General features: G+C 70.2%; 13 protein-coding genes. 11 read left to right on the top strand and 2 right to left on the bottom strand.

What is annotated here, in order from left to right; all coding sequences use genetic code 11:
* Window positions 1-733 precede the first annotated feature (733 nt).
* Both QNO09_RS37260 and QNO09_RS37265 read right to left on the bottom strand, forming a co-directional pair.
* Window positions 734-913 (bottom strand): hypothetical protein, encoded by a 180-nt coding sequence (locus QNO09_RS37260; RefSeq protein ID WP_283974669.1) that lies wholly within the window; start codon window positions 911-913, stop codon window positions 734-736.
* Window positions 914-1,594: 681 nt separating this feature from the next.
* On the bottom strand, window positions 1,595-2,347 hold the full coding sequence (locus tag QNO09_RS37265; protein ID WP_283974670.1) for an IclR family transcriptional regulator: 753 nt from the start codon (window positions 2,345-2,347) through the stop codon (window positions 1,595-1,597).
* A gap of 250 nt (window positions 2,348-2,597) precedes the next feature.
* Here QNO09_RS37265 and solA point away from each other — a divergent pair, with 250 nt between their 5' ends.
* The 11 genes from solA (at window position 2,598) to QNO09_RS37320 (ending at window position 13,690) form a co-directional block, all read left to right on the top strand.
* Complete coding sequence (solA, locus tag QNO09_RS37270; protein ID WP_283974671.1) at window positions 2,598-3,731, top strand: N-methyl-L-tryptophan oxidase; 1,134 nt, start codon at window positions 2,598-2,600, stop codon at window positions 3,729-3,731.
* Window positions 3,732-3,775: 44 nt separating this feature from the next.
* Window positions 3,776-3,904 (top strand): hypothetical protein, encoded by a 129-nt coding sequence (locus QNO09_RS37275; RefSeq protein ID WP_283974672.1) that lies wholly within the window; start codon window positions 3,776-3,778, stop codon window positions 3,902-3,904.
* 12 nt (window positions 3,905-3,916) lie between these two features.
* Complete coding sequence (locus QNO09_RS37280) at window positions 3,917-4,888, top strand: succinylglutamate desuccinylase/aspartoacylase family protein (protein ID WP_283974673.1); 972 nt, start codon at window positions 3,917-3,919, stop codon at window positions 4,886-4,888.
* Window positions 4,889-4,976: 88 nt separating this feature from the next.
* Window positions 4,977-6,077 carry an ABC transporter substrate-binding protein gene (locus QNO09_RS37285; RefSeq protein ID WP_283974674.1) on the top strand — a complete coding sequence of 367 codons (1,101 nt, stop codon included), beginning with the start codon at window positions 4,977-4,979 and terminating at the stop codon, window positions 6,075-6,077.
* Window positions 6,070-7,209, top strand: coding sequence for an ABC transporter ATP-binding protein (locus QNO09_RS37290; protein WP_283974675.1), 1,140 nt, complete (start codon window positions 6,070-6,072; stop codon window positions 7,207-7,209). Before QNO09_RS37285 ends, QNO09_RS37290 begins: the two co-directional genes overlap by 8 nt.
* 3 nt (window positions 7,210-7,212) lie before the next feature.
* Window positions 7,213-8,106 carry an ABC transporter permease gene (locus tag QNO09_RS37295; protein WP_283974676.1) on the top strand — a complete coding sequence of 298 codons (894 nt, stop codon included), beginning with the start codon at window positions 7,213-7,215 and terminating at the stop codon, window positions 8,104-8,106.
* Window positions 8,103-8,969: an ABC transporter permease gene (locus tag QNO09_RS37300; protein WP_283974677.1), complete on the top strand. Its 867-nt coding sequence runs from the start codon at window positions 8,103-8,105 to the stop codon at window positions 8,967-8,969. Before QNO09_RS37295 ends, QNO09_RS37300 begins: the two co-directional genes overlap by 4 nt.
* Window positions 8,966-10,324 carry an aminotransferase class III-fold pyridoxal phosphate-dependent enzyme gene (locus QNO09_RS37305; RefSeq protein ID WP_283974678.1) on the top strand — a complete coding sequence of 453 codons (1,359 nt, stop codon included), beginning with the start codon at window positions 8,966-8,968 and terminating at the stop codon, window positions 10,322-10,324. The genes QNO09_RS37300 and QNO09_RS37305 overlap by 4 nt, the downstream gene beginning before the upstream one ends.
* 26 nt (window positions 10,325-10,350) lie before the next feature.
* A complete protein-coding gene (locus QNO09_RS37310) occupies window positions 10,351-11,304 on the top strand; it encodes a succinylglutamate desuccinylase/aspartoacylase family protein (protein ID WP_283974679.1) in 954 nt (317 codons plus the stop codon).
* Window positions 11,301-12,755 (top strand): aldehyde dehydrogenase family protein, encoded by a 1,455-nt coding sequence (locus QNO09_RS37315; protein WP_283974680.1) that lies wholly within the window; start codon window positions 11,301-11,303, stop codon window positions 12,753-12,755. The genes QNO09_RS37310 and QNO09_RS37315 overlap by 4 nt, the downstream gene beginning before the upstream one ends.
* Window positions 12,752-13,690: an aldo/keto reductase gene (locus QNO09_RS37320; RefSeq protein ID WP_283974681.1), complete on the top strand. Its 939-nt coding sequence runs from the start codon at window positions 12,752-12,754 to the stop codon at window positions 13,688-13,690. The genes QNO09_RS37315 and QNO09_RS37320 overlap by 4 nt, the downstream gene beginning before the upstream one ends.
* The last annotated feature ends 32 nt before the right edge of the window (window positions 13,691-13,722 follow it).

Raw genomic sequence — 13,722 nt, forward strand, 5'->3', positions numbered from 1 at the left:
ACACGGTGCTCCGCGAGACACCGGCACGCTGGGCGATCTCACCGATGTTCACGAAGAACTCCTTGCTCGAACCGCGGGCCCGCTCCGAGAGGAGCCGGGGCCGCGGTCCGGGTCGGACTGGGGACTGACGACGAGGCCGCATCCGGTCATCGAACCGGTTCGCGTGAAGTGAAGGTAGGAATGACCCGGACGGCTGTCAATACTCCGCGCAGCATTTCCTGGGACGGAGCTGTAACCGTCGGTGACCTTCTCTGCAGCCGTTCTGGCGCGGGTGTTGTCGACCGGCTGCGCACAGTGCGAGCATGACGCGAACCGGTTCGACGAAACGCGCACCCCGGTTGCCCGCACCGCCGCCGAGAGCGGGTGGCACTTCCGTCGGATCGTCCGACAGCTCGGCGTGGTGAAGCGGCCACCGTCCCTGTTCCACGTCAGGGACGGCGGCCGCTTCACCGCGCCGAGATCGTCGGCCAGGTGACGGGAGTGTGACCAAACCCGAGACGGAGAGGACGCGTCACTGGACGCTCGATCGCCGCCCGGCCGGGTAGGACGATGGCCTGCGCGGCATCGCCACGCCGTATCACTCGCGACAGCCAGTGACTCGCATCGCTCGCGTCAGCCAGTGACTCGCATCGCTGGGGAGATCGTCGCCCGAGTCACGTAGCCGTCCGGCCACGCCCGGTCCGGCGCCAGGGCCGCCCGCCGCAGCCGGATGCGCCCCGCGCAGGACGCGGCGTCAGTTCTCCGGGCGTTCGCTTCCTTCTCCGCGGGCGCGCTGCGCGCGCAGCTCCACGGCGTCGAGGAACAGGTCGATCGCGGTCTCGAACTGGTCCCCTTCGGCGTACTGCGCGGGTGCCACTGTGCCGGGCGACCAGCCGGTGGACGGTGCCGTCACCGGGGAGTGAGGCATGGTCATCACGGCGACCATGACGAGCCGGCTGAGGACCAGGACCACGACGCCGACGAGCAGCCCGGTTCCGGCCGGGAGGGGGCATCAGCGGGTGCGCCCTCAGTTGGGGTCGCGGGCAGGGTGCGGGCGAGTAGGAGCGCATCTGGGCGCAGCCATACGAGGAGGGCGAGCGCGGCCAGGGTGAACGCGACCGTGGAGAGGAGGAACCGGCCGGTCAGTTCCGGCAGGTGAAGGGAGGCCGCGAGATGCCCGGCGGGTGTGGCGAGCAGTGGTCCGGCGATGCCGCCCGCGGTGGTGGCGACGATGACGGTGGAGGTGGCACGCGCGCGCTGACGAGGCGCGGCGAGGTCGGCTCCCGCGTATCGGCCTGGAGGTCGGAGGTGGTGCCGGCGCCGTAGAGGAACAGGGAGACGAGCAGCGCGGGGCTGCCGAATGCGGCCGCCGCGACTGGAGTCTCAGCACCTCACGGTGCCCTTGCGATGACGCCTGCCCTGGCATACGCCCCGTCGCGCACCGCGCGGGCCGCCCCGCGCCCGGCCCCCTCTCCCCGTGAGCCAGGCGCGGGCATCGGCCTGTGCTCGGCCGGGGCGGCGTCCGGGTGAGGTCCGTCCCTGCGCGCAGGCAGACCGTGGGGCGTCACAGACCCGCGCGGCTGTGATCGCCCCTACGCTGCATCCTGCTGCGCGCTCACTCACCCGTGCGACGCGCCGTGATCTCCTTCGCAGTGTCAGCGACAAGACGCCCTAGCTCCGGTAGCCGTGCGGCGTCGTACCGCGACTCGGGAATGGAGACGGTGATCGTCGCGAGGGGTGTGCCATCCACATCCAGGATGGCGGCAGCGACCGCGCAGACGCCCGGCCGGTACTGATTCCGGTTGACGGAGACTCCGTCGGCCCGTACCCGCTCCAGCTCGGCCCGCAACTGAACCGGATCGGTCGGCGTGGCATCAGTGAAACGTTCCAGGCCGCGCCTGACCACCTCATCGACGTCCGCCGTCGGCAGATGCGCGAGGATCGCGCGCCCCGAGGCGGTCGCGTGCAGGGGCGATATGTCACCAATGGCGAAAACGATCCGGAGTGCGTGGGTGCAGTCCACCCGGTCCACGATCACAGCGCCCTGCAGCCCGTCCGGCACCGACAGATGGATTGTCTCGTTCAGCGCGTCCCGGAGTCGGATCATGGGCTCGCGTGCGGCGGCGAACAGGCTCGAGCCCTGCAATGCCGCCGGTCGGACGGCGAGCACCCGCGCACCGATGTCCCAGCGGGTGGTGTCCTTGCGGTTGGCTCGCAGCCACCCGGCCTCGTTCAGGGTGACCAGGGTGCGCTGGACGGTCGACTTGGGCAGCTCCAGGAGCTTGCTCAGCTCTCCGACCGTCACCGGCTGGAGCTGCGCGACCGCTTCCAGGATCTGCAGGGCCCTGGTGACGCTTCTGACTTCCATGCCGTTACCCCCCGTTAATTGTGGATTTCCTCGGACAACACCTCTTGACTCCCTCTGACGCCACTGTCATTGTTCGTCGTGCCGAAGAGTAGCACACCGTGCCACTGAGTGGAACGGAGTGAGAGAGGGTGGCTTGAAGTCGCCTCTCGAAAGTCCGAGTCGGACAATCTCCAGCCCTCCTCGCATCCGGAATCCAAGAATCCGCATGTCGGGCGCCCGGTGTCCAGCCCGGGAGACGAAAGGAACCGCTGTGTCTGTCAGGAAGCGTGTCGCCGTCGTCGGCGTCGGAACGATGGGCAGCCAGGCCGCCTGGCGGCTGGCGGCCCGTGGCGCCGAGGTCGTCGCCTACGACCGGTTCGCGCCCGGTCATGACCGCAGCGCGGCCGGCGGTGAGACCCGGATCTTCCGCAGTGCCCACTTCGAGGACTCCCGGTACGTCCCCCTGCTCAAGCACGCGGACGCCCTGTGGGAGGAGCTGCAGCAGCAGACCGGACGGGAGCTGCGGCGCCTGAGCGGGTGCCTGTTGATGGGGTCCACCGAGCACCACCAGATGGCCACCGTGCTGGAGTCCATCGCCGAGCACGATCTCGACCACGAGGTGCTCGATGCCGAGGCGATGGCCAAGCGGTTCCCGCAGTACCGGCTGGAGGACGGCGACGCGGCCGTGCTCGACCGCCGCGCCGGCTTCATCCGCCCGGAGCTGACGGTCCAGACCGCCGCCCGTCGCGCCGAGCAACTCGGCGCGACCATCCACCGCTACACGCCGGTTCGCGAGATCGTGTCCAGCGGCAGCGGCGTGGAGATCCGCACCGACTCCGGAAGCGAGCGCTTCGACGCGGTCGTCGTCACCGTCGGCCCGTGGGTGAACGACCTGCTCCCCGAGCTGCCGTGGGAGGTGGACATCCGCCGCCTCATCAGTGCCTGGTACGTGCCCACCACCGACGCCTGGTTCGGCGAGGAGCGCCCGGCGTTCATCCGCACCACGCCCACCCACTGCTACGGCCTGCCCTCCCCGGACGGCGTCTCCGTCAAGATCGGGCTCAACAAGGAGCTGCACAGCCCGGCCGGCGACCCGAACGCGCTGGAGCGCACCATCCAGCCGGAGGAGCTGGAGGTCTTCACCGAGCTGGTCCGCCGTCACCTGCCGGACCTGCACCCGGATCCGACGCGCCTGTCCGTGTACATGGAGGGCTACACCGAGAGCAGCCGCCCGCTGATCGGCCCGCTGCCCGGCGCCGAGAACGTCATCCTCCTGGCCGGGTTCTCGGGCCACGGCTTCAAGCTCTCGCCGGCCTTCGGTGACATCGGAGCCGACCTGGCGCTGGACGGCACCTCCGCTCATCCCATCGACTTCCTGTCGACCGTCGGCCGTACCACGGCCTGAACCGCCCCCGATCACCATCCGGCAGATCCGGTAGGGAGAACCACATGGCCACGAGGAAACGTGTCGCCGTCGTCGGTACCGGCACGGTGGGCAGCCAGGCCGCCTGGCCCCTGCAGGGCCGCACCTCCCAGCCGATCGACTTCATCAGCACGCGCGGCCGCACCGCGGCCTGAACGAGGTACGACATGACACTGACCATCGGCCCGCTGAGCGCGGAGCCGGGGCGCAAGACACGGGGCACCCTCCCCGTGGACCTCGGCCCCAAGACCGTGGACATCCCCCTGATCCTCGTCAACGGCTCCCGACCCGGCCCCAGGGTCGTGCTGACCGGAGGCGTCCACGGCGGCGAGTTCGTCGGCACCGACGCCGCCGCCCGCCTCGGCGGCCTCCTGGAGCCGGAGGACGTCACCGGCCAGGTGGTGATCTGCCCGGTGGCCAATCCCCCTGCCGTGTACGACGGACGCCTCGGCACGTCACCGCTGGACGGCATCAACATCAACCGCGTCTTCCCCGGCGACAAGGACGGCGGGCCCACCGAGCGACTGGCGGCCTGGCTCTTCGAGAACGTCATCTCCGGCGCCGACGCCTACGCGGACCTGCACAGCGGTGGCATCGACGAGACCCTGCTCGACTTCATCGGCTACCGTCTGACCTCGGACGACGAGCTGAACGCGAAGACGCGGGCCATGGCTCACGCCGTCGGCTACGAGCGTGTACTGTTCGGCCGCAACGCCCAGGGCGGAAACAGCCACGCCGCGGCCGCACGGCAGGGCATCCCCGCCATCCTCATCGAGACCGGCCAGCTCGGCGACCGGAACCCCGACCAGACGCGGACCCTGCTCGACGGCCTCTACCGGCTCCTGCACCACCTCGGCGTCATCGACGCCCCCCAGCACGTCGCACCGGTGACCGTCCAGCCGCGCGAGTGGGTGTGGACCGGCTCCGTCGTGTCCCCGGTCACCGGCCTGTGGTATCCGGACGCGGCCACCGGCGACGAGGTGACCGAGGGCCAGTCCGTCGGCCGTGTCATCGACCCGGCCGACGGTGGCGAACACAAGGTCACCGCCACCGCCACCGGACAGATCCTCTACGGCATGAACGGGCTCACCGTCGCCCCTGGCGCGGAGCTCGCCGCCATCGCGGTTCCGCACGACTGACGGGCCCGCTCGCGGCCTGTCCGTTCCCCGAACCCCACCCCACAACCTCCCAGCTGGTCCCTCACGCGCTAATTCCAGGAGATTTGTCATGAGTGATCCCATGATCGGTCGCAGAGTGCTCCTGCGCGGAGCAGGCGGCCTGGCCGCCCTCGCCGCCCTCCCCTCCCTCTCCGCCTGCGGCACCGGCACCAGCCGCGCCGCCTCCGGCAGCAAGGGCGGCGGCAAGACGGTGATCGTCCGCGACAGCGGCGGCGCCTTCGGCGAGGCCCTCCAAAAGGCCGTCTACACGCCGTTCACCCAGGAGACCGGCATCAGCGTGCAGGTCACCAACCTCCAGGGCACCCAGATGCTGGCCCAGATCAAGCAGGGCCGCCCCCAGTTCGACCTGATCAACAACTCGATGATGGAGCACGCCAAGTTCGTGACCCAGGACGCCCTGGAGCAACTGGACCGCGACCGGATCAAGAGCCTGAAGAGCGCGAAGCTCCCCGAGAACCAGATCACCGACCATTCGATCGCCAGCAGCTTCTACGCCCAGTGCATGGCGTACCGCACCGACGCCTTCGGGGGTAAGAAGCCTCAGTCGTGGGCGGACTTCTGGGACACCAAGGGGTTCAAGGGCGCCCGCTCGATGTGCAACCCGGACGCCGACCTGCCCGAGCTGGAGTTCGCACTGCTGGCCGATGGCGTCCCGATGGACAAGCTGTACCCGCTCGATGTGGACCGCGCCTTCAAGGTGCTGACCCGGCTCCGGTCCGGCATCAAGAAGTTCTGGGACAGCGGCCCGCTCCCCGGGGTGCTGCTGAGCCGCCAGGAGGTGACGATGTCCACCGTCTGGCAGGGCCGGCTCGCCGACCTGCTGAAGCAGGGTGTTCCGGTCGCGGCCCAGCTCAACGGCGCCCGCCGTCAGTTCCAAGGCTTCGGCATCGCCAAGGGCGCGGCCCACATGGACGCCGCCTACCAGCTCATGGACTACTCGCTGAGTCCCGACGTCCAGGCCCGTCTGGCCGAGACCTACCCGTCGAACCCGGCCTCCCCGGTGGCCTACAAGAAGCTCACCGACGAGGTGCGGTCCACGCTCGCGGGTGCTCCGCAGTTCTACGACAAGGGCTTCGACGCGGACATCGACTGGTGGCTGAAGAACGAATCCGCCGTCACCAAGCGCTGGCTGGAGTGGGCTCGTGGCTGAATTCGGTGTGGTCACGCCGTCCGTCGCGGTGGTCGGCGGCAAGCAGGCCGCCGCGACCGGCAAAGCGCTGTCGGTAGTGGCCCTGCGCAAGACGTACGGTGACGTCGTCGCCGTCGACGAGGCGTCCATGGAGATCGCGGCCGGGGAGTTCGTCACCTTCCTCGGCTCCTCCGGGTCGGGCAAGACCACGACCCTGATGATGATCGCCGGGTTCTGCGAACCCGACTCCGGCACCATCACCGTCGGCGGTCGTGACGTCACGCGGCTCGCGCCGCAGAAGCGGAACCTTGGTTTCGTCTTCCAGCAGTATCTGCTCTTCCCGCACATGACCGTGAGCGAGAACGTCGCCTTCCCGCTCACACTCCGTGGGGTGCCGAAGGGCGAGATCCGCAGGCGGGTCGGGGAGACGCTGGAGATCGCCGGCCTGTCCGGGTTCGGTGGCCGCAAGCCGCGTGAGCTGTCCGGCGGTCAGCAGCAGCGTGTCGCCCTGTGCCGGGCGCTGGTCTACCGCCCGCCGGTCATCCTCATGGACGAGCCGCTGGGCGCCCTGGACAAGAAGCTGCGCGACCAGCTCCAGATCGAGATCAAGACCATCCAGCAGGAACTCGGCCTGACCGTCATCTATGTGACGCACGATCAGGAAGAGGCGCTGGTCATGTCGGACCGCATCGCGGTGATGCGCAACGGCCTGATCGAGCAGTTCGACACCCCGCGGGAACTCTTCGAGCGTCCGAAGACCCCGTTCGTGGCGGACTTCCTCGGCGCGGCCAACTTCCTGCCCGGCCGCGTGGTGCAGAGCACGGACGAGCACACCGTGGTCCGCCTTGACCAGTGCGGCAGCCTGCTCAGGGCGCGACGCCACGCGCTGGCCTCCGGCACTCCGGTCAAGGTGGCTGTCCAGCCGGGTCGGCTGCGGGCCTGCGCCCCCGACGACGGCTTCTGTACCGGCACGGTCGAGACCGCGACGTACGTAGGCACTCTGGTTCGCGCCGGTGTGCGGGTCGATGGCGGTGAGGCACCGCTGCTGCGCCTGGAGGTTCCGGCCGGCCGCGGACCTGTCGCCGGCGAGCGGGTGGGGGTCACCGCCGACGCGGACGACGTCAACCTCTTCCCCACCGAACAGGGCGGGTGAGCCATGGCCGCCCTCACCGCCACCGCCCCCGCCCGCCCGCGCAAGCTCCTGGCCTCGCGCAGGACCCGGGCCGGCATCCTCTACGCCCTGCCGGTCGTCGTCTATCTGCTGGTGCTGTTCGTCTACCCGATCTTCAGCACGCTGTTCCTCAGCCTGAAGAACACCGACGGATCGCTGACGCTGCACTGGTACGCCGACGCGCTCACGGGTGTCAACCTGTCCGTGCTGTTCACCACGCTGCGCATCTCGGCGGAGACGGCGCTGTTCAGCCTCGTCTTCGGGTTCGTCCTGGCCAACGCGGTCTCCCGGCTCAAGCCCGTGTGGGCCGGTCTGGCCATGCTGGTCGTGGTCGTGCCGCACTTCATCAGCGCCCTGGTACGCACCTACGGCTGGATCATCATGCTCGGCGACAAGGGCCTGGTGAACGAGACTCTGGCGAGCCTGTGGGTTCCCGGGGCGCCGTACCAGCTTCTCTACAACGAGATCGGCGTGGTCATCGGCACGACCTCGGTGATGCTGCCGTACACGGTGCTGCTGCTGTACGGCGTGATGCGCGGCGTGGACCGGCGGCTGCTGGCCGCCGCGGCCAGCATGGGCGCGGGGCGGGTGACCATCTTCCGTCGGGTCTACCTGCCGCTGGTCGCCCCGGGCCTGGCCAGTGCCGGACTGCTCAGCTTCATCCTGTCGCTGGGCTACTACATCACCCCCGCCCTGATGGGCGGACCCAACCAGACGATGATCGCCTCCCTGATCAACCAGCAGGTGACGAAGGAGAACCAGTGGAACGGGGCGGCCGCTGAAGGCGTCATCCTGCTGCTGCTCACCTTCGCCGGACTGCTGCTGGTCAAGCTCATCACCTCCCTCGGCGCCAGCCGTAAGAAGAGGAGCGCGTCATGATGCAGCTGCGCAGCACCCTCGCCGGGCGGATCGCCCTGACCGCGGCGGCCAGCGTGATCCTGCTGTTCCTGGCCCTGCCGATCGTCGTCATCATCGTCACCTCCTTCAGCGACAACGCCTTCGCCGCCTTCCCGCCCCACGCGTGGACGCTGCACTGGTACGAGGCGCTGTTCGCCGACGGCAGCAAGTGGCCGGCCGCGCTGTCACTGAGCGCGCTCGTCGCCGCCCTGAGCACCGTCTTCTCGCTGATCATCGGCGTGACGGCGGCGACCGCCCTGACCCGCAGCGAACTCCCGCTGCGCTCCGCGGTCTACGCCCTGGTCCTCGGCCCCCTCCTCATCCCGAACATCGTCACCGCCCTGGGCCTGTTCCTGCTGTTCGAGCCGGCCTCGATGCTGGGCAGCCCGCTGGCGATCGCCCTCGGGCACACCGTGCTGGCCTCGCCGATCGCGGTGCTGATCCTCGTGGCCACCCTGCGCGGCATCGACGAACGGCTGGAGGACGCCGCAGCCAGCATGGGCGCCGGCCGCCTGACGATCGCCCGGCGGATCACCTTCCCCCTCGCCGCACCGGGAATGATCGCGGCGGCGATCTTCTCCTTCATCACCAGCTTCGACGAGTTCTACATCTCCCAGTTCCTGTCCTCGGTCAACACCGTCACCCTGCCGGTGCAGATCTACAACTCCCTGACCTTCGATATCGATCCCAGCGTGACCGCGATCAGCGCCATCCTCATAGCCTTCGCGATCCTCGCCCTCGCCCTGGTGGCCCTGGTGCGCTGGCTCGGCTCGGGCCGGCAGGACTCCCTGCTGTCCGTCGAGAACACGGCAGGGATCGCTGCCCCTGGAGGCGAAGCCGTATGACCACCACCACCGCTCAGCGGCACCTGCTGCTGAACATGACCGCCAATGGATCGCTCGCGAAACCCGGCAAGGAACTCTTCGTCGTACGCCACGGCGAGGGACCGTACGTCGACGACGCGGTCGGCAACCGGTACATCGACGGCCTGTCCGGGCTGTACTGCTGCCAGATCGGCTACTCCTACGCCGACGAGATCGCCGAAGCGGCCCAGAAGCAGCTGCGCGAACTGTGCTACAGCCCCCTGTGGTCGGAGTCCGCGCACCCCACCGCACTCCAACTCGCCGAACGGATCGCCGCCCTGGCGCCCGACGGCATCGAGCACGTCTTCTTCAGCGGCGGCGGCGCCGAGGCCGTGGAGACCGCGTGGAAGATCGCCCGCAGGTACCACACCCTGCGTGGCGAGCCGGGCCGGATCAAGGCGATCGCCCGGCGCGGCGCCTACCACGGCCTGACCCTCGGGGCCCTGTCCTTCACCGACGACCCCGGCCTCACCGAGCCCTACGGTCCTCCCGCCGTGGAGACCCACTTCATCGCCAACACCAACCGCACGGCCCTGGATTCGCCGCTCGACGAGGCGGCCTTCACCGAATACCTGCTCGCCGACGTGGAGGCCACCGTCCTAGCGGCGGGCCCGGAGACGGTCGCGATGCTCATCGCGGAACCGGTGCAGAACCGCGGCGGCTGCATCACTCCGCCGGAGGGCTACTGGCAGGGCCTGCGCCGGCTGGCCGACCAGTACGGCTTCCTGCTGGTCGCCGACGAGGTCATCACCGCCTTCGGACGGCTGGGGGAGTGGTTCGGCGGCGAGCTGTACGGGGCCCGCCCGGACGTCGTCACCGTCGCCAAGGGCATCACCGCCGGCTACGCCCCGATGGGCGCGACCCTGGTCGCGGACCGCGTCGCCGAGGTGATCAACCGTCCCGGCGAGGTCCTCAACCACGGCTACACCTTCAGCGGCCACCCGCTGAGCGCGGCCATCGCCCTGCGCAGCCTGGACATCATCGAGCGGGACCGGGTCCTGGACAACGTCCGCGGCCACCAGGACCACCTGGCACGGCGCATGGCGTCCCTCGGTGAGCTGCCGATCGTCGGCGACGTCCGAGGTGCCGGATTCTTCTACGCCGTCGAGCTCGTCGGCGACCTCGACGGGGGCGGCTTCAGCGACCGGGCCCGCACCGAGCTCGTCACCGACCTGATCCCGCGTCGCCTGCGCGAGGCCGGGCTCCTCGCCCGCGTCTACAACCGCGCCGCCCCCCTGGTCCAGATCGCGCCCCCGCTGATCAGCGACCGCGAACTGCTCGACCGTATCGCCGACATCATCGCTCAGACCCTCGCCGAGGCGTCCGACCGTCTGTGATCCACCTCTTCGAAAGGAACCCCCTGATGTACTCCATCGGTCCGCTGACCGTCGCCCCCGGCGAGCGCGCCCAGGGCCTGATCCCGGTCGGCACCAGCACCTACGGCGTGGAGCTCGGCATACCGCTCATCGTCGTCAACGGCGCCGAGGACGGTCCGGTCCTGTGCGTGGACGCGGGCGTGCACGGCGACGAGTACGACGGCCAGGAGGCCATCCGCCGCGTCCTCGCCGCGATCGACCCGGCCACCCTGCGCGGCACGCTGGTCGGCATCCCCTGCATGAACACCCCCGCCTTCGAGGCGGCCGCCCGCACCAGCGGTCTCGACCACCTCAATCTCAACCGCATCTTCCCCGGCGATACGGACGGCTCGTACTCCCTGCGCCTGGCCGCCACCTTCGTCGAGCAGGTCGTCCCGGCCATCGACGCCCTGGTGGACCTGCACACCGGCGGCACCTTCGGCGAGATCGCCCCGCTCGTCATCCTTCAGGGCGGCTATGAGGAACTGGCGACGGATCTCGCCCTCGCGGCCGGGCACGAGCTGGTCTGGAAGGGCGGCAAATGGGGCGGCACGGTCCGCCACCCCACCCTCGCGGCCGGCAAGCCCGCCGTCACCATCGAGGCCGGCGGCGGTACCTACCGCGAGGCCAACGTCCAGCTGCACATCGACTCGATCCGCAACATCATGCGGCAGCTCGGCATGATCGAAGGCGAGGTGCGGCGGAGGGACACCTACACGGCCGTCTCCGGCACCTTCGCCCGCTCCACGGCCGGCGGCTTCTTCCTCGGTCACGCCGAGCCGGGCGAGAGCTGCAAGGAAGGCGACCTGATCGCCCACGTCGTCGACCACTACGGCAACGCGCTGGAGGAGGTCCGCGCCCCGCAGGACGGCATCGTGCTCTGGGTGCGCCGGATCCGCACCGTCCGGCCCGGTGACGAGGTCGTCATCTTCGGCGAGATCCAGGGAGAGATCCGGCCATGAGCGGCGACACCCGGCTGCTTCTCGTCGGCGGCAAGCAGCTCCCGGCCGCCGACGGCCGCACCCTCACCGTCCTCGATCCGTCGGACGGGTCGGCCTTCGCCGAGGTGGCGCTGGCCGGCCCGGCGGACGTGGACCAGGCTGTGGCAGCGGCCAGAGCGGCGTTCACCTCGCCCGAGTGGGCCCGGATGCGCGCCGCCGACCGGGGCCGGATCCTGTACCGCATCGCCGAGGCCATTCGCCACCAGGGCGAGCGCCTGGCCCGCCTGGAGAGCCAGGACGTCGGCAAGCCGCTCAGCCAGGCCAAGGCCGACGTCGAGTCCGCCGCCCGCTACTTCGAGTTCTACGCCGGCTTCGCCGACAAGCTCGGCGGCACAACGATCCCCCTCGGCCCCGGTCTGGTCGACTACACCCTCCGCGAGCCGATCGGTGTCTCCGGCCAGATCATCCCGTTCAACTATCCGCTGCAGAACACCGCGAGGGGCTCCGCCCCGGCGCTGGCGGCGGGCTGCACGGTGGTGCTCAAGCCGTCGCCGGAGGCGCCGCTCACCCCGCTGGAGATCGGCCGCATCGCCCTCGAGTGCGGCCTTCCGCCGGGCGTGCTGAACGTCGTCCCCGGCGACGGCGAGACCGGCGCGGCCCTCGCCGGTCACCCGGACATCGACCAGGTCACCTTCACCGGCTCGGTGCCGACCGGCATCAAGGTCGCCCAGGCGGCCGCCGCCAACGTGGTGCCCTCGGTCACCGAACTGGGTGGCAAGTCGCCGATCGTCGTCTTCGCGGACGCCGACTTCGACCTGGCGCTGAAGGCGATCCTGGGTGCCTCGTTCAGCAACGCCGGGCAGATGTGCTCGGCGGGAACGCGGCTGCTGCTCCAGCGCGGCGCCGGGGAGTTCCTGGACCGGCTGGCCGAGAAGATCGCCACCCTGCGCGTCGGCCCCGGCCTGACGGACCCGGACATCGGCCCGCTGGTCGCCGCCCGGCAGCGCGACCGGGTGCTGGGCTACCTCGATCTGGCACGGCAGGAGGGCGCGACGGTGCGCGTCGGCGGCGGCGCGCCGTCGGACCCGGCCCTGGCCGAGGGCTACTACGTCGAGCCGACCGTCCTCACCGGCCTGACGAATGACGCCCGTTGTGCTCGCGAGGAGATCTTCGGCCCCGTCATCACCGTGATCGACTTCGATGACGCGGACGAAGCCCTGGAGATCGCCAACGACAGCCCGTACGGCCTCGCCTCCTACGTCTGGACCCGCGACATCGACAAGGCGATGCGCCTGGCCGAGGGCATCCGCGCCGGCCAGGTCTACGTCAACGCCACCGGCGTCGGCACCGGCGTCGAGCTGCCGTTCGGCGGCTACAAGCACAGCGGCTGGGGCCGGGAGAAGGGCCTCGAAGCCCTGGACAGCTACACGCAGACCAAGAACGTCTGCATCGGATTCGGGAGCCGGTCATGAGGTATCACACGCTGGGGGAACGCGGCCCGACCGTCTCCGTCGTCGGCGTCGGAGGCAACAACTTCGGCGCCCGCCTCGACGAGGACGGCACGAAGGCCGTCGTCCACGCGGCCCTCGACGCCGGGATCACCCTGTTCGACACCGCCGACATGTACGGCGGTTTCGGGGAGCGCGGCGGCTCCCGCGGCGACGGCGAACGACTCCTCGGTGCCGCCCTCAAGGAACACCGTGACCAGGTCGTCCTGGCCACCAAGTTCGGCATGGAGATGGACGAGGAGGCGGAACGGCACGGCCCGCGCGGCTCCCGCCGCTACGTCCGGTACGCCCTCGAGGCGTCGCTGCGCCGGCTCGGCACCGACCGGATCGACCTGTACCAGTACCACGAGCCGGACGGCGTCACCCCGCTGGAGGAGACGGTCGCCGCCCTGCGCGAGCTGGTCGACGAGGGCAAGATCGGCCACATCGGCTGCTCCAACCTCCCGGCCGAGGGCCTGTCCGACGCCTTCGTGTCCACCCAGGCCCGCTACCACCTGCTCGACCGCGGCGTGGAGAACGACCTGATCCCCGCGTGCCTGCGCAACGGCGTCGGCCTGCTGCCGTACTACCCGCTGGCCAACGGCCTGCTCAGCGGCAAGTACCGGCGCGGCGAGCAGCCCCCGCCCGGAAGCCGCCTGTCCTGGCGCCAGGGCTGGCTCACCGACGAAGCCCTCGACAAGGTCGAGGCGCTCACGGCGTACGGCGCCGAACGCGGCCTGACCCTCCTCCAGGTAGCGGTCGGCGGGCTCGCCGCACTCCCCGCGGTCGGCTCGGTCATCTGCGGTGCCATGACTCCGGAGCAGGTGACCGCCAACGCCGCGGCGGCCGACTGGATCCCCGACACCGCGGACCTGGCCGCGCTCGACGCGATCGTCGCTCCTGGCGAACGCGTCGTCTGAAACCCCCACCTCCACCTCAACACTTCACGGAT

It is taken from the genome of Streptomyces sp. 378, assembly GCF_030124145.1.
GTDB lineage: Bacteria > Actinomycetota > Actinomycetes > Streptomycetales > Streptomycetaceae > Streptomyces.

Excerpts from the sequence above, each read along its gene's own strand:
- QNO09_RS37260 (WP_283974669.1), bottom strand. The coding sequence starts at position 913 with ATGACCATGCCTCACTCCCCGGTGACGGCACCGTCCACCGGCTGGTCG.
- QNO09_RS37265 (WP_283974670.1), bottom strand. The coding sequence starts at position 2,347 with ATGGAAGTCAGAAGCGTCACCAGGGCCCTGCAGATCCTGGAAGCGGTC.
- QNO09_RS37275 (WP_283974672.1), top strand. The coding sequence starts at position 3,776 with ATGGCCACGAGGAAACGTGTCGCCGTCGTCGGTACCGGCACGGTGGGC.
- QNO09_RS37280 (WP_283974673.1), top strand. The coding sequence starts at position 3,917 with ATGACACTGACCATCGGCCCGCTGAGCGCGGAGCCGGGGCGCAAGACA.
- QNO09_RS37285 (WP_283974674.1), top strand. The coding sequence starts at position 4,977 with ATGAGTGATCCCATGATCGGTCGCAGAGTGCTCCTGCGCGGAGCAGGC.
- QNO09_RS37295 (WP_283974676.1), top strand. The coding sequence starts at position 7,213 with ATGGCCGCCCTCACCGCCACCGCCCCCGCCCGCCCGCGCAAGCTCCTG.
- QNO09_RS37300 (WP_283974677.1), top strand. The coding sequence starts at position 8,103 with ATGATGCAGCTGCGCAGCACCCTCGCCGGGCGGATCGCCCTGACCGCG.
- QNO09_RS37305 (WP_283974678.1), top strand. The coding sequence starts at position 8,966 with ATGACCACCACCACCGCTCAGCGGCACCTGCTGCTGAACATGACCGCC.
- QNO09_RS37310 (WP_283974679.1), top strand. The coding sequence starts at position 10,351 with ATGTACTCCATCGGTCCGCTGACCGTCGCCCCCGGCGAGCGCGCCCAG.
- QNO09_RS37315 (WP_283974680.1), top strand. The coding sequence starts at position 11,301 with ATGAGCGGCGACACCCGGCTGCTTCTCGTCGGCGGCAAGCAGCTCCCG.
- QNO09_RS37320 (WP_283974681.1), top strand. The coding sequence starts at position 12,752 with ATGAGGTATCACACGCTGGGGGAACGCGGCCCGACCGTCTCCGTCGTC.